Source organism: Phormidium tenue FACHB-1050, from assembly GCF_014696925.1.
Taxonomy (GTDB): domain Bacteria; phylum Cyanobacteriota; class Cyanobacteriia; order Pseudanabaenales; family Pseudanabaenaceae; genus Pseudanabaena.
Genome location: NZ_JACJQY010000019.1, coordinates 74,765 through 93,292 on the forward strand (window position 1 = coordinate 74,765; position 18,528 = coordinate 93,292).

The window sequence follows — 18,528 nt, forward strand, 5'->3', positions numbered from 1 at the left end:
ATAATCTATGTTGCATCCAGAATCTTTGATTAAAAAGACTGAAGGTTGGCAGTTTGCCAGTGAAGCAGATCTAGAAGATTTTGTTTGGAATAATCTCGGAAAATTATTTGGGCTAATCCCGCTTAAACGTCAATATATTGTCCTGAATGATTGCTGCGATATTCTTGCTCTATCAGATTCAGGACAACTGGTAATTATTGAGTTAAAAAATGTAGAAGACCGCTATGTTGTACAGCAATTAACTCGCTACTACCATAGCCTTGCCACTGAAAAGCCAATAGCTGAAATTATTGAATATGATCAGCCTATCCGCCTAATTGCTATCAAGCCTGACTTCCATCGTCATAACTATATTGATCAGGCTTATAACAAACTCACAGTTGAATTTTGGCAGTTTAAAATTATTCAGAATGATAAACAACTAACATTTCATATCAAAGATCAAGAAGAAACCACTATTTCCTCTGCGATAATTCCTTATCCACAGGAATATATCCTAGATGAAACAACCTCTCAGACTACATTACACATATTGCCACGCATCCCCAGAGCATTTGAGAATTTGCTCGATGAGCGTCATTCCTCTGACAAAGATCTTGTTTTAAGGATCAGGGAGAAAATACTTAATTTTGACGAAAGAATGGCAGAAGTAAGTACAAAAGTTATTACTCGATATGGCTATGCACAAAAGAATGGCAATATACCTACCACTAAAATGTGTGCCGAATTCTATAGCCGCCCTATCAATGAATTTTATCAACTTGAGTTTTCTCTCTGGTTACCTATACCAAACCAAAGATATATTTCGCAAAAAATTTACCAGAAAAAAACTGCAAAAATACGTATGTGGGCATTTAACAAGGAAAATTCAAAGATTTCACTTAATGTATCAAGAAACCCTGATCCTAAATCCTATAGATCTAGTGATAGTTATTCTTTGAATCAATACTCAAAAACTTATAAGTTAATGACAGATAGAGAAATTACTGACCAATCTCTAGAGGGTTTGATAGAAATAGCCTTAGCGGATTGGCAAGAAAGGGTAGATAGTAAAATAAAGACTTAAATTTTTGATTTTTTAGTTAGCAAAACGTTCTAAGACAGATCAATTGCTCATAAGTGATTGACAAACGCTCATGTCTTTTGTGATAATTGTCAATTGTGAGATTTTATTGAGCAGCAATACTCTTGGCTAATGTAATTGTTATTGGGGCACAGTGGGGTGATGAAGGTAAAGGCAAAATCACAGATTTGCTGAGCCGCTCCGCAGATGTCGTTGTTCGCTACCAAGGCGGTAATAATGCAGGACATACGGTCGTCGTTGGCGATCGCACCTTTAAGCTACACCTGATTCCTTCGGGAATCCTGTATCCCAAAACGGAATGCATCATTGCCAATGGCACTGTGATCGATCCGAAGGTGCTTCTAGAAGAAGTGGATCGACTCAAGGATTTGGGTATATCGACAGACAACCTGTTTATTTCTGAAACCGCCCATGTGACCATGCCTTACCACCGTGTGTTAGATCGCGCCTCAGAGGATCAGCGAGCCGAACACAAAATTGGCACAACAGGGCGTGGCATCGGACCTACCTATGCCGACAAATCCGAGCGTGTCGGTATTCGGATGATTGACTTAATGGACGAACAGCGTTTAGCCAAAAAGCTACGTTGGGCGATCGAACAAAAAAACATTGTTTTACAAAAGCTATATAATTTAGAACCACTTGATGCTGAAGCGATCATTGAAGAATATCGCGGCTATGCCGATCGCCTCCGTCCCCACGTAGTTGATGCTTCCTTAAAGATCGATGCAGCTATCCGTGAGCGTCGCAATATTTTGTTTGAAGGCGCACAGGGAACATTGCTTGACCTCGATCATGGCACATATCCCTATGTAACTTCATCAAATCCCGTTGCAGGTGGTGCTTGTATCGGCGCTGGTGTGGGACCAACTTGCATCGATCGCGTAATTGGTGTAGCCAAGGCATACACAACTCGCGTCGGTGAAGGACCTTTTCCGACTGAGTTGCATGATGACATTGGCAATCACATCGGCGAGGTTGGTGCAGAATTTGGCACAACTACAGGGCGCAAGCGTCGTTGCGGTTGGTTTGACGGCGTAATCGGTCGTTATGCAGTGCGGATCAATGGGCTTGACTGCCTTGCGGTCACGAAGCTTGACGTACTTGATGATCTCGAAGAAATCAAAGTTTGTACCGCCTACGAACTTGATGGCAAAGTCACACACGACTTCCCCAGTGACGCACGAGCTTTTGCTAGAGCGATCCCCATCTACGAAACCTTACCTGGATGGAAGCGATCGACTAGCGAATGTAAAACCGTTGAAGAGTTACCCACCGAAGCCAAGGAATATCTTAAGTTTCTAGCTGACTTGACTGGGACTCCGATCGCAATCATCTCTCTAGGTGCAAGCCGAGGACAAACCATTATCGTGGAAGACCCCATTCATGGGCCCAAACGGGGTTTGTTGAGAGCTTAGATTTGGCACTCAGCTTCTAGCTTTTAGCTTTTAGCTTCTGGGTTAAATCTAGGCAATGACAACTACAAATTAAAAGCCAATAGCTAATCGCTAACGGCTAAAAGCCATTAAGAAATCACAAATTACCAAAATGCAACTACAAATTAACGCTACTACACGTCCCCCAGCCAACAATCGCGCTCTTCGTCGCGGTGGTCAAATTCCTGCAACTGTATATGGACATAAAGGTGCTGAATCGATCTCGATCGCTTTAGATGCTAAAGAAGCAACTACTCTACTGCGCGAAGCTACGATCAATAACACAATGATCGAAGTAAATGTAACCGATGGCGACTTCAAAGGCAAAACACTATTGCGTGAAGTTCAAAATCATCCTTACAAAAATGATATTTATCACCTTAGCTTTTTTGCGATCGAGGCTCAGTCGAAGATCGAAGTAGACATTCCTTTGCACTTCGTAGGCGTACCTGTAGGCGTAAAAGTTGGCGGTGGCTCCGTGGACACAATCAAGAACTATGTACGTGTATCTTGCGCTCCAAGCAATATCCCTGAAAGCTTTGAAATTGATATTGCTCCTCTGGAAATCGGCAAGGGTGTGCATGTTAGCGAAATTAACTACCCTGAAGGTGTTAAGCCTGTAACCGAAAGCACTGCTCTCGTTGTTACCATTCTCAAGAAATAAAAACAGGGGCGCTTCGCGCCCCTGTTTTTATTTCTTTAAAAGTTGATAGGCGGCGCGAAGCGCCGCCTATCAACTTTTAAAGGCTTTATGATTGCTATGCAAGAACTATATGCCGATCGCGATCGACTTTTAACCATCCTTCATCTTGTAATAATTTCATCGCTCTAGTAACAGTGACGCGGGTGCTGCTAATGGCACTGGCAAGGTGCTGGTGCGTAAGACGCACAGTCAGACGAGTTCCACCGTCAACAGGGATGCCAACTTCTTGCTTAAGCAGAAGCAGGATTTGGCGGAGTCGCTCTTCCACCCGCTTATTACTAACTAGTGCTAGCAAAGCTTCCGTTTGCTGAAGACGACGATTGAGATGTTGCAAAATGCCATGATAAAGCTGTGGTGATTGTTCTAGCTCAATCAAGGTAAACCGCATCAAGTCAACATCTGACAGGGAAATCGCTTGATAAGGTTCAAGATTTGTTAATGGCAACCCAAAGGGCATTGCTTGTACTGCAAAGCCAACCAAAACTTCATCGCCTGACGGATGCAAGGTATTTAGTTGCACAACTCCACGACAAACTACCCATACTTCATGCGGATACATGGGAATAATTTGTCCACTCTTGTAAGTGTGCATGGTGCGACCGCGATAAATTTCTTCGAGCGATCGCCGCCAATCAGTTACAGAATGGGTGGAGTTAAGATCAAAACTTGAGAACGTATATGTCATAAAAGCGTGAGGTACACATTAGTGATCCTATGTGTTTCTCGACACTATCGGGTTAAGCCTAGTTTATCTAATCAATAAATTCTTCTTAAATTCTTGCAGAGTGTGAGGCGGGGCAAAGCCCCGCCTCACGCTTTTTATTACTATTAAATTCTTGCAGAATGTGAAGCAGTGCTTTGCACTGCTTCACACTTTTTATTTAATAACTAGCGTAATGTTGTTATCTTTGGGTGGAATATCGCTAAATGCTTCAAAATATTCTTTAGCTACTGGCGGAAAGTTAGGGAACTCAAATTTGGCATCACCATCAGCAATATATGCCCAAAAGTAACGAAGTTGTGGCGTTAGGGTTTCGGCTAACTCTACAGGCAAATTTAGAGGTGGGTGAGTAAGCAACCTGAGGACAAACGGATGGGAATGATTTCCCATCCATTCCCGTGAGAAATGTAGTAGATCAGATTGCTCAGGAATCGACTTGACTCGAAAAGATTCTATTTCTAAGCGATCGCCTGCTGCATCAGAAATGTAATTGAGAACACGGTAGGGGTGAGGATAGCTCACCAGAGAGCCTGTGGTGATGTCATAGAGGTCGTAGCGATCGCTATAAGCAATATCCTGCACATGGAGATGTCCAGTAAAGACTAACTTCACATTTGCCTGATGTAAAACTTTGCATAGCCGCTCATTATTTCCCAACATATAGCGCTTACCGAGAGCATTGCGGGACTGATCATGCATATGTTCCAACACATTATGATGAATTGTCACCAAGTTCAATTCATAGTCTTGGTTTTCAAGAACCGATTGCAACCAAACTAACTGCTCATCATCGATCCAGCCAATTTGTTGTCCATCAGCATCAAATTGATTAGAGTTCAATCCAATTAGACGAACTCTCGGTAATACTTCGCATTCATAGTAGAGTTTATTTGGTTCGCTAAGTCCATGCTCAAAGCCAAAACTAGTATAGTGAGGAGAGAATTTATCAAAGGTATCGATCCTTGGTACGTCATGGTTTCCCGCAATCACATAGACGGGATAAGGAAGTTTCGCGAGTCGCTCCGATAACCATTGATGATTCTCAGGTTCTCCATGCTGTGTGAGATCCCCTGGTAAAAGTAGAAAGTCTAAATCTAGATTAGCAAGGTGTGACAGTACTTCTTCAAATGCGGAGATGCTGTACTCAACAAGATGAAATCGCGCAGGATGCTGCCAAATCGTATGGGGCAATGCGATATGCAAATCGGAGACGATCGCAAATTTAAACTTAAGTGCCACCTAGATCCAAACCATGAATAGTTACCTTTTGATTATAGGGTATAGCTAGATATAGGCGATTGCAAGATCGCCGCTATAGAGCTGTCACCATTTGTATTAGGACAAATCACAACCCAGAAGACGAGTTGCGGCGCTTCGCGCCGCAACTCGTCTTCTGGGTTTGCGTCTTAACAAGACTGGCGACAGCTATACAAAGACAAAATGACGTTTACAATAGTTTAGTTACATTGTTTCAAGATCGAAATTTGAATGGCTGAACTAGCTCTATCGTCGGCTCTAGTTAATCGTGCTGCCCTCACACCAATGATGCTGCACTATATCGAAATGAAAGAGCAGTATCCCCATGCCGTGATGTTGTATAGGTTGGGAGACTTTTTTGAAGCATTTTTTGAGGATGCAGAACTAATTTCGCGGGAATTGGAATTGGTGCTAACGGGGCGTGATGGTGGTAAGGCGATCGGTCGCATCGCCATGGCAGGAATTCCGCACCATGCCCTCGATCGCTATGCTAATCAGTTAGTCGAAAAAGGCTACTCGATCGCTGTTTGTGATCAGATGGAAGCAGCTTCAGAGGCACAAGGACTTGTGCGGAGGGAAGTCACAAGGGTCATCACTCCTGGAACCGTGATTGAAGAGGGAATGCTGGCGGCGAAAAAAAATAATTTTTTGGTGGCGATCGCTAATGGGGGCGAAAATTGGGGCTTAGCCTATACTGATATTTCCACAGGTGAGTTTTCCGTCACCCAGCTAAATAGTACTGAGCATTTAATTCAAGAACTATTACGCTTACAACCTGCGGAAGTTCTCATTCCCATTGATGTCCCTAATCCCCAATTATTTCGCGGTTATAAGGCAGAGAAGCCGCAAGCTTTTTGGGAAGGAATTTCGCCAACAAAGCAATCGAGTTTACCTGAACCCTATAGCGCCTTACCTGAGAGTTTTTGCTACACACCGCGATCGCAATCTGCCTTTGCCTTAGCTGAAGCTAAACAGAGGATTCTCGATACCTTTAGAGTGCGATCGCTTGAGGGCTTTGGCTGTAAGTCTTTACCTCTAGCAATTAGAGCCGCAGGTGGGATTTTAGAATATCTGGAATCCACTCAAAAAAGCGTGAAAATGCCATTGCAAGGGATTTCCACCTATGCGATCGCTGACTTCTTAATTCTGGATAATCAAACGCGCCGCAATCTCGAAATTACGCAAACTGTGCGTGACGGCACTTACTACAGTTCGCTCCTATGGGCTCTAGACAAAACCACCACGGGCATGGGTAGCCGAGCATTGCGCCGTTGGCTATTGCAACCGCTTAAGGATATCAACGCGATCAATGAACGTCTCGATACAATTACAGAACTCCTAAAGCAGCATTCTTTACGCAAGAACTTAAGGAGTTGTCTTAGTCAAATCTATGACATTGAGCGCTTATGCAGTCGGATTGGTGCAGGTACGGCAAATGGACGTGATTTAATTGCTGTCGCAGTATCACTAGAAAGGATGCGTGATGTTGCGGATGTGGTAGCTAGATCGAATTCTCGCTACTTAAAAGCTTTGCAGTCCGTACCATCGGAACTATTACAACTTGGGGATCAATTACAAAGAACTCTCGTTGAAGAACCACCAATTTACATTACCGAAGGCAATATTATTCGTTCGGGAGTAAATGAACAACTTGATCGCCTCCGTCAACAAAGTCGTGATGACGTGGAATGGTTAGCAACTTTTGAGAAGCAGGAAAAGGAACGTACAGGTATTAATACGCTCAAAGTTGGCTTTAATAAAGCCTTTGGCTATTACATCAGCATCTCTCGCGGCAAGAGTGAACAAGCTCCAGCCGATTACATCCGTAAGCAAACTCTGACTAATGAAGAGCGTTATATTACACCTGAACTAAAAGAGCGAGAAACAAGGATTCTTAATTCCGATAGTGAACTCAAGCAATTGGAATATGACTTGTTTGTGGAATTGAGGCTGCTCACCGCTAAACATATCGAACCGATGCGAACTCTTGCCACAGCCCTCGCTGCCGCCGATGTGTTGTGTAGTCTTGCTGAAGTTGCTGTGACCTATAACTATTGTCGTCCCCAAATTACCAGCGATCGCGCGATCGCTATTTACAATGGTCGTCATCCCGTAGTTGAGCAGTCTCTCCCCGCAGGTTTCTTTGTTCCTAATACCACCTATTTAGGGCATGACGATCAGGCTCCTGATTGTCCAGATTTAATTGTGCTGACTGGTCCCAATATGAGCGGCAAAAGTATCTATTTGCGGCAAGTAGGACTAATTCAATTAATGGCGCAAGTAGGTAGCTTTGTCCCAGCGGAATCCGCAACTTTAGGAATTTGCGATCGCATCTTTACTCGCGTTGGTGCAGTCGATGATCTTGCCACAGGTCAATCCACTTTCATGGTGGAAATGAATGAAACCGCAAACATTCTCAATCATGCTAAAGATCATTCACTAGTATTACTCGATGAAATTGGTCGCGGTACTTCCACCTTTGATGGCATGGCGATCGCTTGGTCAGTCGCTGAATATATCGCCAATAAAATCAAAGCGCGCGGTATTTTTGCTACCCATTACCATGAACTCAATGAACTCGCGAGTCTGCTTCCCAATGTTGCCAATTTCCAAGTTACGGTCAAAGAACTAGAAGATGAAATCATTTTCTTACATCAAGTCCAAGAAGGCGGCGCAGATCGTTCCTATGGTATTGAGGTGGGTCGTTTAGCAGGCTTGCCTGCGAGTGTGATTAGTCGTGCTAAGCAAGTTTTAGAGCAAATTGCTAAAAATAGCCACATTGCTACGGGCTTAAGATCGGGTGGATCGACTAAAACAAATAGTCAATCAAGCGATCGCTCATCAAAGTCTTCATTAAAAGCTTCTAAGGATTTACCTAAAGAATCACAAATGACAATTTTTGATCCTCATTCTCCATAGACCAAATGCGATGATTTGGGTAAAGACTGCCAACCTCTACTTTTCAAGATTTTTAAAGATTGCTATAAAGTGCTATAACTTTGGGCAAATTAATAATTAGATGTATTTTAATAACTCAGTTTTATTGTCTTAAAAAAATCATTTATCGCAATGCAAAAGTTAGATAGAACAAATCAAAACCCAAAATACAAGTAGCGGTGCAAAACACCGCTACTTGTATTTTGGGTTTTATGTCCTATGCAAACCTTACATAGCTGCAAATCAACGTATAAATGAATAATTACAGTACTTTACAGCGCTTTTCCAGCAAGCAAAGTCCAAAGGTTTGTTTCGCCACCGAAGGTGGGGAAACAAACCCGTACTTCACTAGACGGATAAACGCTATATGCTGAAGGTATAGATAGATTTTGTTGAAAGTATCTTTTTTGTAATACGTTCAATAAAATCTAATTATTTATCCGATCGCAAATTACTATAAATTATTCATCTTATTCATCAATTTGATACTGACAGTAGTATTCATACAGGCTATTAAACGTAAAATTTTTAGCAGCAAAACCTATGACTAGCCTCAAAAATGTCCTTGAGGAAATCGTTGTTGTAGAGGTGCAAGAACAAACCAAGCATCTCAACCCAGCAGCCCTTGAAGCGATTAACCTTAGCGAGGTAGCAGCCTTTGCACTCAATCGATTGCCAGTACTCTATGCAAGTACCAGCCGAGGATGGCTGCAACAACGTAAACGCGCCCACAATGAACTACAGCAGCAGATTGTCAACGCAGTACAGCAAGCCCTGCTGGGCGTAAAGCGTGATCCCTTGCGAAAATCGACCAAAATTGCGGCTAGTAAAGTTGAAGCACCTGCTCATGTTCTGGCAAAGCTACAAAAGCTTTTTTGTAAGTCTTCTTTGCAATGGCAGGATGTGCCAAAAGCGTTTCAGGAAGCACTTACACTAATCAGTCACAAACCAGAATATGCAAGTTTAAGTATTAACGATCGCCATCGATTGCGAGAAATTAAAGGCTATTTACAGCGTAATAAAGGCTCTCATCATCAAGATCTTCAGTCTTGGCAAAATAACATTGAATTGCCAAATCCTGAACTTAAATCTTATATTCTTTCGGCTTCTTATTTCCTAATTAATGTTTTAGAGGATTTAGCAAAACAGGAAATAAAAAATCAATTGACCCATATGGCAAATGTTTTGCCCCGCAAAGTTGGTATTGATGATGTATGTGCATATGTACTCAATCGTCTCCCCCCCCTGTATGCCACCACTGAGCAGGGGGTAATCTGGCAAACCCAAAAAGCAAAAGAGCAGCTATCCAGCCAGATTGAATCAACTGTAATTCAATCACTAATGACTTTAGGAAAAACACCCCGTCGGCTAGCCGATCCAATTCCATTACTCAAGTTTGAAGAAGAATGTGAACAAGCTATCAGTGAACTACGTTCAATTTTTCAAAGGGAAGATATTACTTGGCGAAATATTGCCACCCTCGCGGAATATGCGATCGATCAGGAGAAGCAGGGGATGACCTATTGGCGACAACAGTGGCGCATGTTAGGACAAATTTACAGTGAAATGTATTTAAAACCAGGGGATGCCGAACTATCTCTTAGCCATAATTCAGAAGGAGAAGTCTTAATCGTGTACGCACATACTAAAGAAGCTTTTGGGTGGATCGCCGATAATCCCAAAAATTTAGGCGTTAGTACTTTAAGGCTGTTCCCAGCGGTTTCTGAGATTGAACTTTATGGGTTTTTCTTAGATTTCTCAATTAACTACACCCGCGAAGAAATGGCAGCCGATGGGATTATTTGATTTTTTAGTTTAATGCTATAGCAATGTAAGGGCAATTCATAAATTGCCCTTACATTGCTTTTTTTGAGTAATTCCTATCTATAGCTATCACCTTTGTATTTGTCTTATACCAATTCACGAAAGTGTGGCAACACTTTTGGGAATTAAAAACCAAACCCAGTAAGGGTTTTCAACGTACAAAATGGCGTAGCCATTTTGTACGTTGGTATAACAAGATTGGCGACAACTATATGTATGAGTTCATAAAAGTATGATGACACTTTTATGAATTTGCAAATCAAATCCAGTAAAGATTACAGCGCAAAATGGCTACGCCATTTTGCGCTGTAATCATAAAAAAGATCGCCTAAATTTTTTACTCAGTTTTAGGCAGGAGTAGAGAAGCGGATTTTCAGATAATCATCTTCCATTTTTGCGCCAGAAGTTTGGAGAACAGATAGAGCTTGAGGTAATACTAAATTACGGCGATGATTGCCAATGCGGATGTTTAGCTCGTCACCAGTCTTCGTTAACTCAATCTTCTCTTTCGGCACACCTGGTAAATACAACTCCAAACGATATTGCTTATTCTCTTCCACCACCCGCATTGTATTTTCTTTGTAATAGACCTGCGAAGGATCTTCGTTACCATAGAGAGTCTCTTTTAAGCGCTCTAAAGCCGCAATCCCACACATCTCTTCAGCATAAAGTGGAATCTGCTTAATGGGCAGAGGATGGAAATCACGATGAATTTGTTCACAATATTGCTTCTGATTGTCCTTCCAAACCTTAAAGAATGGATCTTGCACTTCTTCAGGAATAATCCGATTAGCAATCACCATATCTGTAGCAACATTGTAGAGACTGAGATAGGAATGCGCCCTCAAGGACTCATTAATTACCATCTTTTCAGGATTAGTTACCAGTCTGACGGTTGTGGTGGTGTTATCTGTGAGGATTTTTTCTAAAGCTTCTAATTCTTCATAGAACTCATAGGGAGCATCCATTACTTCTTTGTTAGGCAATGAGAAACCAGTCACTCGCTTAAAAATAGGCTCAAATACAGGACTAAGAACCTGAGCCATGCCCTGTAACGGTTTATAAAACTTCCGCATATACCAACCTGCTACTTCTGGCAGAGATAGCAGTCGGAGAGCTGTCCCCGTAGGTGCAGAGTCAATCACTAATACATCATATTCCTTTTCGTCATAGTGACGCTTCACACGCACTAAACCAAAAATCTCATCCATTCCTGGCAAGATTGCCAATTCTTCAGCCTGAACACCCTCCAGCCCTCTAGCTTGAAGAACTTCACTAATGTAGCGTTTAACCGCCCCCCAGTTACCTTCTAGCTCGCGTAAGGCATCTAACTCTGCTCCCCAAAGATTAGGGCGTACTTCCTTAGGATCATGTCCTAGCTCGACCATAAAGCTATCGGCGAGAGAGTGAGCAGGGTCAGTGCTTAGTACTAGAGTTTTATAGCCTAATTCAGCACAGCGTAAGCCTGTAGCTGCGGCGACAGACGTTTTACCAACGCCGCCTTTTCCTGTCATTAAAATGATACGCATGGTCGATATGACTCGTCTTGTTTAAATTTTGATGAGATTAGGCTTGACAAGGCAAAGCACTGCCAATTCTAATAAATTTTGAATAAATAGTTGACTTTGCAAATCTTTACAATTGCTTCTCATTCTAACATCGATATCGCGATCGCCTAAAATGCTTTTGAATAGCTTTTTTAGTTATAGCTATAGCCACCTGTATCAGGGCAAATCAAAAACCAGATAATGTGAGGCGGCGCAAAGCGCCGCCTCACATTATCTGGTTTTTATGTCCTAACAAGAATGGCGACAGCTATAACTGGATTTTTGGATTGTATACATGGTAGTTTAGCCAGATACAAGCTAAAGTAGCCTAGTTAATCGCTGTAAGGCTTTTATCTATATGAATCAGCAACCAGACTCACCTGTTAACTTAGAACAACTTAACCAAATATCAGAAGGAGATATAGAGTTTGAGATTGAGGTTTTACAGGTTTATGTTGAAGATATCTCACAGCGTATTGAAACAATCCGAGATGCAATTATTGGAAATGATTGGTCAATAGTTATGGGTGAAGCACATCACCTAAAAGGTTCTAGTGCGAATGTGGGGGCTTTGCAAATCCAGACCTTGGCAGGACAACTTGAGAAACTAGATGAAAGTCAAGATCAGCAAAAAGCTCTGGAGATTATTAATGATATGTTGAGAAAAATACAAGCTGTTGAGTTATTTATTCACGAAAAATCAGCGACTTTATTGTCAGCACCGAAAAAAATTGAATCTTAGCCATGGATAATATAGTTTTAAGAACTATAAACTTTATGATCAGTAAGCAATGGCGATCGCTTGCCAATATTTTTTTAATCTGTCTAATTTGCCTTGGGATAACCTGCACAAACTCCTTTATCCCCAAAGTTTCGGCAGCCGCTGAACCTTCATCAAGTCAGATCATGGATCGTTTTGAAAATATCAAAAACAAGATGGCAAAACTAAGATTTTGCTATAACGAGAGCTGTTTCTATCGCAATGTCACCAGCAAAGTTATCCCGCCAAATGATAAAAATCCCCACTACATTGGCGAAATATCTGCTGCTGTAGAACGCCCATCATCCAGTCCAGATCTTGCCGATTATCATTTTGTCTATGTAGGCGATCGCTGGCAACTAGTTAAAGGTGAAGAGTTTACCGATGTTGCTGATTACGTATTTATAGGCGATCGCTACGAAATCTACAGCGTTCATAACAGCCATACTTTGCGCGGTAACTTGGATAAAGCTAAAGAAGAAGGTGGCATTAAGTCGGGATACTTACCGCTTTACTATGAAGTGTTAGATCATGGTCTTGAAAAAACATAGGATATCGCAAAGCGCTATCCTATGTTTAAAACAAAAAAGCCTCGCAATGCGAGGCTTTTTTTTTGTGAAGTAAATAATTACCGTTTCGAGTATTGAGGAGCCTTACGAGCTTTCTTGAGTCCGTATTTTTTGCGTTCCTTACAACGGGGATCGCGAGTCATGTAGCCTTCAACTTTGAGAGGCTTACGGTTTTCTGGAGCAAGTTCACATAAAGCACGAGCAACACCCAAGCGAATTGCATCAGCTTGACCAGTGACACCGCCACCATGAGCATTGACCAAAACATCGTACTCGTTTTCCAAGCCTAAGGTTTCCAGAGGAGCCTTTACACCTGAGATGTAGCTTGGGTTAAACTGCAAATACAGATCACCTGGTTTGCCATTGATCACGATTTTACCTTCACCTGGGACGAGGCGTACACGGGCGATCGCTCTTTTACGACGACCAGTTCCCCAGTAAACAGCACGATTAGAACGTTCAGTATCTGACATCTGTAATTTCTCCTACTTCAGCGATGGAATGGTGTTAATGACCAAGGTTTCAGGCTGTTGAGCCTCATGGGGATGGCTAGCACCCTTATAAACCTTGAGCTTGGTGAAAAGCTGACGACCGAGGGTATTCTTCGGCAACATACCCTTAATCGCATGTTCGAGGACACGTTCAGGAACACGAGCGATTACTTTATCGAAAGTCTCTTCCTTCATCCCACCTGGACGACCAGAATGTCTTCTGTATAGCTTTTGGGTGGATTTCTTGCCAGTTACAGCAATTTTTTCGGCGTTGATCACTACGACGAAATCGCCAGTATCTAAATGGGGCGTATAGATGGGCTTATTTTTACCGCGTAGGATTACCGCGATCGCGCTAGCAAGTCTTCCTAGGCGCTGACCTTCCGCATCAATGACATACCATTTGCGATCAGGATCTTTTGGTAAGTAGCTTTTATTGGGAGTAAGTGTAGTTGTAGTCATTAGTTTCTCTACAAACGAGATTTATCTATGATATTTATCTGGAAAATATATTTGAGAAATATATTTATCAAACTTTTGAGTTTGGGACAGGTTAGCTTTTAAACTTCAAACCAAGTTAAGTACATGGCTGTCATTTAAACCTAGTGTTTGCTTGCGCGATGCGAACTCTGCAAAGGGATGATCGGCATAACCGATCGCCAATAGGCACAATCCTTGTGGGGGAGCAGCATACTTCACTTCAATACGACGTTTTTCTTGCCAAATGCTAGTAAAGGCTTCGACACTCAGACGCGAACGCCCCACATCGACTAATTGCCCTACCAACAGGCGAATCATGCCGTACAAAAAGCCACTTGCTTGGACTTCCACATGGACAAAATCACCATCTCGCCAACATAGTGCTTCTTGAAGCTCAAGGCGACTATGGGGACGGCTTGAACCTGCTCTCTGAAATGCTGCCATGTCTTGCTCACCTAACATCGGCTGCAAGGCTTGATGGATCAGCTTTTCATCAAGGCGATCGTGGTAATAGTGCCAGCTAAACGGCTTTACAAACAAATTCGGAATGGCTGCGGTGTAAATCGTGTAACGATAACGCCGCCATGTCGCCGAAAATCTTGCGTGCCAGTCGTCAGCTACTTCCGCAGATCCACAGATTAAGATCCCTTCAGGCAAATAACTATTAAGTACCTTTGCCCAACGTTGGGGAGGGATCACGCTAGACGTATCAAAATGCGCTACTTGAGCCGCAGCATGAACTCCTGTATCAGTCCTACCTGCACTATGCAAAACGGTTGGTTTTCCACAAATCTTAGCGATCGCTTCTTCAATCGTTTGCTGCACACTGGGATGATTTGGCTGTCTTTGCCACCCGTAGAAGTATGTACCTAGATATTGAATAACTAAAGCAATACGATGGGGAGACTCAGAATCAGCAGAGAACATCTTGAGGCATCTTAATGTTTACACAAGTTGCAAGATCGCCATTTCGGCATTGTCGCCGCGACGGCTAACTGTGCGAACGATACGGGTATAACCACCGTTACGCTCAGCATAGCGATCCTTAGCTTGGGTGAACAATAGGTCAACCAAGGTAGTTACACGCTCTTCTTCAGGTAATTGTTCTTGTTTGGTCTTAGTCTGAGGACGATCGCTTACGGGTTCGCCATCTTTGACCGAAATATCATATAAGTAGGAGATCGCTTGACGACGAGCGTGCAGAGAACCATCTTTAGCAAGAGTAATCATGTGATCAACGCTGCTACGAACGGCATCAGCCTTAGCTCTGGTGGTCTTAATTTCGCCTCTGAGGATTAGCTCAGTGGTCAAAGCCCGTAGGAGAGCTTTGCGCTGATCGGCAGCCTTATTAAGCTGGGGGGTTTTACAACGGTGACGCATAGGTGTGTACTAGATGGATATGAAACCAAACTCTTTAGAGATAAAGAGATTTTGCTTTTTTACAGAACTTTAGAAGCTTTGGACTCAGTTAAGGTCAAGCCAAGATGCTGTTTAAGTGCATCCATAACTTCCTCAGCCGACTTTTGACCAAAGTTTTTGATTTCCAGTAAATCGTCTTGGGTGTATTCCAACAAATCCGCAACAGTGTTAATCTGAGCGCGTTTGAGACAGTTATAAGCTCTAACAGATAGTTGCAATTCTTCAATGTGAATTTGCTTAGTCTCGTCTTGCTCATCACGTTCTTGAGGCAACGAAGGCGCAAGGGTGATTTCTTGCAAGGGCGAGAACAAGTTCACTAACACGCTAGCGGCTTGGCTAAGTGCTTCTTGAGGTGTAATGCTGCCATTTGTCCAAATATCGATTAGCAGACTCTCCTTATTGATCGCATCACCGATCCGAGCGTCCTTAATCTCATACTTGACCTTACGCACAGGCATAAACACAGCATCAATCTTGAGTGTATCAATCGGAGAACTGTGATCTTCCTTAGAGCGGTCTACCGAGCGATAGCCTTTACCACGTTCGATTGTGAGTTCCATCTCCAAAGTTGCACCCTCACTGAGAGTTGCAATGTATTGGTTAGGATTGACAATCTCGATGTCCGATGGCAAAGAATGGAAACTGGTAGCCGTGACTAATTTTGGACCGCGCTCTACCAAACGAATGATCTGCGGTGCTGAGCTATAAGACTTCAGCACTAGTTCTTTCAAGTTGAGCATCAAATCCAAAACGTCTTCCCGCACGCCTGGAATCGTCGCAAACTCATGGTTGACACCAGCAATGCGAACAGCAGTGACGGCCGCACCCTCAAGATTGGAGAGCAATACCCGTCTGAGCGCATTTCCAATGGTAATGCCTTGCCCCCGATCTAGTGGTTCCAGTACGAATTGGCTGTACTGGCTATTGTCTTTTTCTGTGTGGGATGCAACGCACTCAACCTGAAACTGTGCCATATTTGTACCGACTTAGTCTGCAAGAGTAAACGAAAATCAAAGGGAGAAATTAGAGGATTGGGGAATTACGAATTACGAGTTACGAATTATGAGCTTAGTTTCTAATTCGTAATTTCTAATTCGTAATTAATTACACACGTCTGCGCTTTGGAGGACGACAGCCATTGTGGGGGATTGGGGTAATGTCACGAATAAGGGTGATCTCTAGTCCAGCAGCTTGTAATGCTCTCACTGCGGTTTCGCGACCTGATCCAGGACCTGTGACCATTACTTCAACCTGACGCATTCCTTGTTCCATCGCTCTTCTAGCCGCCGATTCGGCAGCAGTTTGGGCTGCAAATGGAGTGCCCTTCTTCGCGCCCTTAAAGCCACTAGCACCAGCCGAAGACCATGAGATCACATCTCCAACAGTGTCTGCGATCGTGACGATAGTGTTGTTAAAAGTAGACTGGATGTAAGCGACTCCATTAGGGACATTGCGCTTATTCTTACGTGCGCCAGTTCTACGAGTTGTTTGACGAGCCATTGTTTCGTATTAATCCTTACTTACTTCTTACCTGGAGCCTTCTTCTTACCTGCGACAGTACGACGACCGCCACGGCGAGTACGCGCATTGGTGCGAGTACGTTGTCCACGGACAGGAAGCCCCATACGATGTCTACGACCTCGGTAGCAACCGATGTCTACTAGGCGTTTGATGCTTAAACCTTCGAGACGACGCAGATCGCCTTCTACTTGAAAGTTGGATTCTACCTCTTGGCGTAAAGTTGTTACTTCAGGATCAGTAAGTTCTTTAACCCTTGTGTCAGGGTTTATTTTGGTAGCTGCTAAGATTTTTTTGGCGCTAGTTAGACCGATTCCGTATATGTACGTTAGTCCTATTTCGATGCGCTTGTCACGCGGAAGGTCAACTCCTGCAATGCGAGCCACTATAAGTCTCCCAATTTGTTGTCAGTTTTCAATTTTATGGTTGCCCTAAAAGTACTTATTGACAAACCTTTTCAGGTATTTCATGAGCAAATTTCGGGACGGATGGCTGTACAACACTATCTTCGTGAGAGCGTGCGTTCTATGCAGTGGGTTAGCTACAATCGACAGAAGCAAATTACGAAGACGTAATATTTTACAGCGAACTCTATAATATATTGACAATGGCAACTTCTGTCAATATTTTTGCAATTAATCTGTGTTTTAAGATTAAAGATGTGGGGCATAGCCCCACATCTTTAATCTTAAAAGCCTAAATATCACGATCATTGTCTATGGATGCAACTCCAGAGATCGGACGATAAGTATAGCTCGCAATCGATGGTGCAGTGTTGGGTAAATTACTTTGCAAATTACTGGACGATTGAGGTCGCGATATTTTCATAATATCTTCTTTGATCGCTTCGAGATCGACGTAGCGATCGGCAACATTAATCAGATGATCGCTGGTCATTGATCTCAAACTGACCACTTCAACACGTACACCGCGATAACTTGCGGCATCAACTGCGTAGGCGAGATCCCCATCGCCACTCACTAATACGGCTGTATCATAGGAACCAATTAGCGCCATCATGTCTACAGCAATTTCGACATCAAGGTTAGCTTTCTTGGAACCGTCGGGTAGTTGTACTAGCTCTTTAGAAATAACTCGATAGCCATTGCGACGCATCCACAACAGAAATCCCTGTTGCTTTTCATTGGTGCGATCAACTCCTGTATAGAAGAATGCGCGTAGTAAACGCGAACCATCCGTAAGGCAGAGGAGCAATTTGGTGTAGTCGATTTCAATTCCCAATTGCAGGGCGGCATAGAAAAGATTAGAGCCATCAATGAAGATGGCGACTCGCCCTCGATTTTCTAAAATTTGGTCTGGTTTAAAACCAGAATCTTGCTCAAAAGGTAACATATTTTTGCCTATAGAACGCTTGTTATCTAGTGCTGCGGGATGAAGCTTTGGTATTAGCATTGATACTTAAAACCGTCCTAAGTGTTTACCTAATTCAGAAGAACCTCTTAAAATTTTTTAATAAACTCACACATAGCTGATTTAAAGCTAGTATCGGACGTTAAAAGTAGCTTTCAATAAAGAAACTTGCTTTATCCCAAGACTTTTTGAGAATTATTAGGAGAATTTAATAGTAAGTAATCCAAAGTTAGTCAAGATAAATCTAAAATAAACTTGGAACTATAAACGATTTTTTTATAAATAGGATACAAAAACAATAAATTTATTTGTAATTGCTCAACCTATAGCAAACAATGATTTGAGAGGATTCAAAGCGATAAGAATGGACTCAAAAGCGGAAAAGCCTTTTCTTTTTCCAGTATTGACAAT

Annotated in this window: 19 protein-coding genes; 8 read left to right on the forward strand and 11 right to left on the reverse strand. The window is 42.6% G+C overall.

What is annotated here, in order from left to right; genetic code table 11:
* Positions 1 to 7: 7 nt before the first annotated feature.
* The 3 genes from H6G05_RS13090 (at position 8) to H6G05_RS13100 (ending at position 3,184) form a co-directional block, all read left to right on the forward strand.
* Positions 8 to 1,066 carry an endonuclease NucS domain-containing protein gene (locus H6G05_RS13090; protein WP_190578597.1) on the forward strand — a complete coding sequence of 353 codons (1,059 nt, stop codon included), beginning with the start codon at positions 8 to 10 and terminating at the stop codon, positions 1,064 to 1,066.
* Positions 1,067 to 1,188: 122 nt separating this feature from the next.
* A complete protein-coding gene (locus H6G05_RS13095) occupies positions 1,189 to 2,502 on the forward strand; it encodes an adenylosuccinate synthase (RefSeq protein ID WP_190578598.1) in 1,314 nt (437 codons plus the stop codon).
* A 130-nt stretch (positions 2,503 to 2,632) separates the two neighbouring features.
* Positions 2,633 to 3,184: a 50S ribosomal protein L25/general stress protein Ctc gene (locus H6G05_RS13100; RefSeq protein ID WP_094529818.1), complete on the forward strand. Its 552-nt coding sequence runs from the start codon at positions 2,633 to 2,635 to the stop codon at positions 3,182 to 3,184.
* A 94-nt stretch (positions 3,185 to 3,278) separates the two neighbouring features.
* Here H6G05_RS13100 and H6G05_RS13105 read toward each other — a convergent pair whose 3' ends face one another.
* Together H6G05_RS13105 and H6G05_RS13110 are read right to left on the reverse strand one after the other, a co-directional pair.
* Entirely contained in the window at positions 3,279 to 3,908 is a 630-nt protein-coding gene (locus H6G05_RS13105) for a Crp/Fnr family transcriptional regulator (RefSeq protein ID WP_094529820.1), read from the reverse strand.
* Between the two features lie 192 nt (positions 3,909 to 4,100).
* A complete protein-coding gene (locus tag H6G05_RS13110; RefSeq protein ID WP_190578599.1) occupies positions 4,101 to 5,183 on the reverse strand; it encodes a metallophosphoesterase family protein in 1,083 nt (360 codons plus the stop codon).
* 249 nt (positions 5,184 to 5,432) lie between these two features.
* Between H6G05_RS13110 and mutS the strand changes: the two genes are divergently transcribed.
* Together mutS and H6G05_RS13120 are read left to right on the forward strand one after the other, a co-directional pair.
* The gene (mutS, locus tag H6G05_RS13115; protein ID WP_190578600.1) at positions 5,433 to 8,120 is read left to right on the forward strand and encodes a DNA mismatch repair protein MutS; all 2,688 of its coding nucleotides are present in this window, start codon (positions 5,433 to 5,435) and stop codon (positions 8,118 to 8,120) included.
* A gap of 561 nt (positions 8,121 to 8,681) precedes the next feature.
* A complete protein-coding gene (locus H6G05_RS13120) occupies positions 8,682 to 9,944 on the forward strand; it encodes a late competence development ComFB family protein (protein ID WP_190578601.1) in 1,263 nt (420 codons plus the stop codon).
* Between the two features lie 365 nt (positions 9,945 to 10,309).
* Here the strand turns inward: H6G05_RS13120 and H6G05_RS13125 are convergent, their stop codons facing one another.
* On the reverse strand, positions 10,310 to 11,491 hold the full coding sequence (locus H6G05_RS13125; protein ID WP_190578602.1) for a TRC40/GET3/ArsA family transport-energizing ATPase: 1,182 nt from the start codon (positions 11,489 to 11,491) through the stop codon (positions 10,310 to 10,312).
* A 376-nt stretch (positions 11,492 to 11,867) separates the two neighbouring features.
* Between H6G05_RS13125 and H6G05_RS13130 the strand changes: the two genes are divergently transcribed.
* The gene (locus H6G05_RS13130; RefSeq protein ID WP_190578603.1) at positions 11,868 to 12,251 is read left to right on the forward strand and encodes an Hpt domain-containing protein; all 384 of its coding nucleotides are present in this window, start codon (positions 11,868 to 11,870) and stop codon (positions 12,249 to 12,251) included.
* Between the two features lie 35 nt (positions 12,252 to 12,286).
* Positions 12,287 to 12,820, forward strand: a complete 534-nt coding sequence (locus H6G05_RS13135) for a hypothetical protein (protein WP_190578604.1) — start codon at positions 12,287 to 12,289, stop codon at positions 12,818 to 12,820.
* Between the two features lie 77 nt (positions 12,821 to 12,897).
* Here H6G05_RS13135 and rpsI read toward each other — a convergent pair whose 3' ends face one another.
* From rpsI to rpsM, 7 genes are all read right to left on the reverse strand, one after another.
* A complete protein-coding gene (rpsI, locus tag H6G05_RS13140; protein ID WP_094530392.1) occupies positions 12,898 to 13,311 on the reverse strand; it encodes a 30S ribosomal protein S9 in 414 nt (137 codons plus the stop codon).
* Between the two features lie 12 nt (positions 13,312 to 13,323).
* Positions 13,324 to 13,791, reverse strand: a complete 468-nt coding sequence (gene rplM, locus H6G05_RS13145; RefSeq protein ID WP_190578605.1) for a 50S ribosomal protein L13 — start codon at positions 13,789 to 13,791, stop codon at positions 13,324 to 13,326.
* A 105-nt stretch (positions 13,792 to 13,896) separates the two neighbouring features.
* Positions 13,897 to 14,736 (reverse strand): tRNA pseudouridine(38-40) synthase TruA, encoded by an 840-nt coding sequence (gene truA / locus H6G05_RS13150; RefSeq protein ID WP_190578606.1) that lies wholly within the window; start codon positions 14,734 to 14,736, stop codon positions 13,897 to 13,899.
* 18 nt (positions 14,737 to 14,754) lie between these two features.
* Positions 14,755 to 15,189, reverse strand: coding sequence for a 50S ribosomal protein L17 (gene rplQ / locus H6G05_RS13155; RefSeq protein WP_094530386.1), 435 nt, complete (start codon positions 15,187 to 15,189; stop codon positions 14,755 to 14,757).
* 59 nt (positions 15,190 to 15,248) lie between these two features.
* Complete coding sequence (locus tag H6G05_RS13160) at positions 15,249 to 16,202, reverse strand: DNA-directed RNA polymerase subunit alpha (protein WP_009628985.1); 954 nt, start codon at positions 16,200 to 16,202, stop codon at positions 15,249 to 15,251.
* Positions 16,203 to 16,332: 130 nt separating this feature from the next.
* Entirely contained in the window at positions 16,333 to 16,728 is a 396-nt protein-coding gene (gene rpsK, locus H6G05_RS13165) for a 30S ribosomal protein S11 (RefSeq protein ID WP_009628986.1), read from the reverse strand.
* Between the two features lie 20 nt (positions 16,729 to 16,748).
* On the reverse strand, positions 16,749 to 17,132 hold the full coding sequence (gene rpsM / locus H6G05_RS13170) for a 30S ribosomal protein S13 (protein WP_009628987.1): 384 nt from the start codon (positions 17,130 to 17,132) through the stop codon (positions 16,749 to 16,751).
* Positions 17,133 to 17,168: 36 nt separating this feature from the next.
* Between rpsM and H6G05_RS13175 the strand changes: the two genes are divergently transcribed.
* Positions 17,169 to 17,321: a hypothetical protein gene (locus H6G05_RS13175; protein ID WP_190578607.1), complete on the forward strand. Its 153-nt coding sequence runs from the start codon at positions 17,169 to 17,171 to the stop codon at positions 17,319 to 17,321.
* Between the two features lie 121 nt (positions 17,322 to 17,442).
* On the opposite strand, the gene H6G05_RS13180 is transcribed toward H6G05_RS13175, so the two are convergent.
* Complete coding sequence (locus tag H6G05_RS13180; protein ID WP_190578613.1) at positions 17,443 to 18,099, reverse strand: LabA-like NYN domain-containing protein; 657 nt, start codon at positions 18,097 to 18,099, stop codon at positions 17,443 to 17,445.
* Positions 18,100 to 18,528 lie beyond the last annotated feature (429 nt).

Coding starts and splice junctions, on each gene's coding strand:
- rplM (WP_190578605.1), bottom strand. CDS start 13,791: ATGACTACAACTACACTTACTCCCAATAAAAGCTACTTACCAAAAGAT.
- H6G05_RS13160 (WP_009628985.1), bottom strand. CDS start 16,202: ATGGCACAGTTTCAGGTTGAGTGCGTTGCATCCCACACAGAAAAAGAC.
- H6G05_RS13105 (WP_094529820.1), bottom strand. CDS start 3,908: ATGACATATACGTTCTCAAGTTTTGATCTTAACTCCACCCATTCTGTA.
- H6G05_RS13120 (WP_190578601.1), top strand. CDS start 8,682: ATGACTAGCCTCAAAAATGTCCTTGAGGAAATCGTTGTTGTAGAGGTG.
- H6G05_RS13175 (WP_190578607.1), top strand. CDS start 17,169: ATGGTTGCCCTAAAAGTACTTATTGACAAACCTTTTCAGGTATTTCAT.
- H6G05_RS13100 (WP_094529818.1), top strand. CDS start 2,633: ATGCAACTACAAATTAACGCTACTACACGTCCCCCAGCCAACAATCGC.
- rpsI (WP_094530392.1), bottom strand. CDS start 13,311: ATGTCAGATACTGAACGTTCTAATCGTGCTGTTTACTGGGGAACTGGT.
- rplQ (WP_094530386.1), bottom strand. CDS start 15,189: ATGCGTCACCGTTGTAAAACCCCCCAGCTTAATAAGGCTGCCGATCAG.
- truA (WP_190578606.1), bottom strand. CDS start 14,736: ATGTTCTCTGCTGATTCTGAGTCTCCCCATCGTATTGCTTTAGTTATT.
- mutS (WP_190578600.1), top strand. CDS start 5,433: ATGGCTGAACTAGCTCTATCGTCGGCTCTAGTTAATCGTGCTGCCCTC.
- H6G05_RS13125 (WP_190578602.1), bottom strand. CDS start 11,491: ATGCGTATCATTTTAATGACAGGAAAAGGCGGCGTTGGTAAAACGTCT.
- H6G05_RS13130 (WP_190578603.1), top strand. CDS start 11,868: ATGAATCAGCAACCAGACTCACCTGTTAACTTAGAACAACTTAACCAA.
- H6G05_RS13135 (WP_190578604.1), top strand. CDS start 12,287: ATGATCAGTAAGCAATGGCGATCGCTTGCCAATATTTTTTTAATCTGT.
- rpsK (WP_009628986.1), bottom strand. CDS start 16,728: ATGGCTCGTCAAACAACTCGTAGAACTGGCGCACGTAAGAATAAGCGC.
- H6G05_RS13090 (WP_190578597.1), top strand. CDS start 8: ATGTTGCATCCAGAATCTTTGATTAAAAAGACTGAAGGTTGGCAGTTT.
- H6G05_RS13180 (WP_190578613.1), bottom strand. CDS start 18,099: ATGTTACCTTTTGAGCAAGATTCTGGTTTTAAACCAGACCAAATTTTA.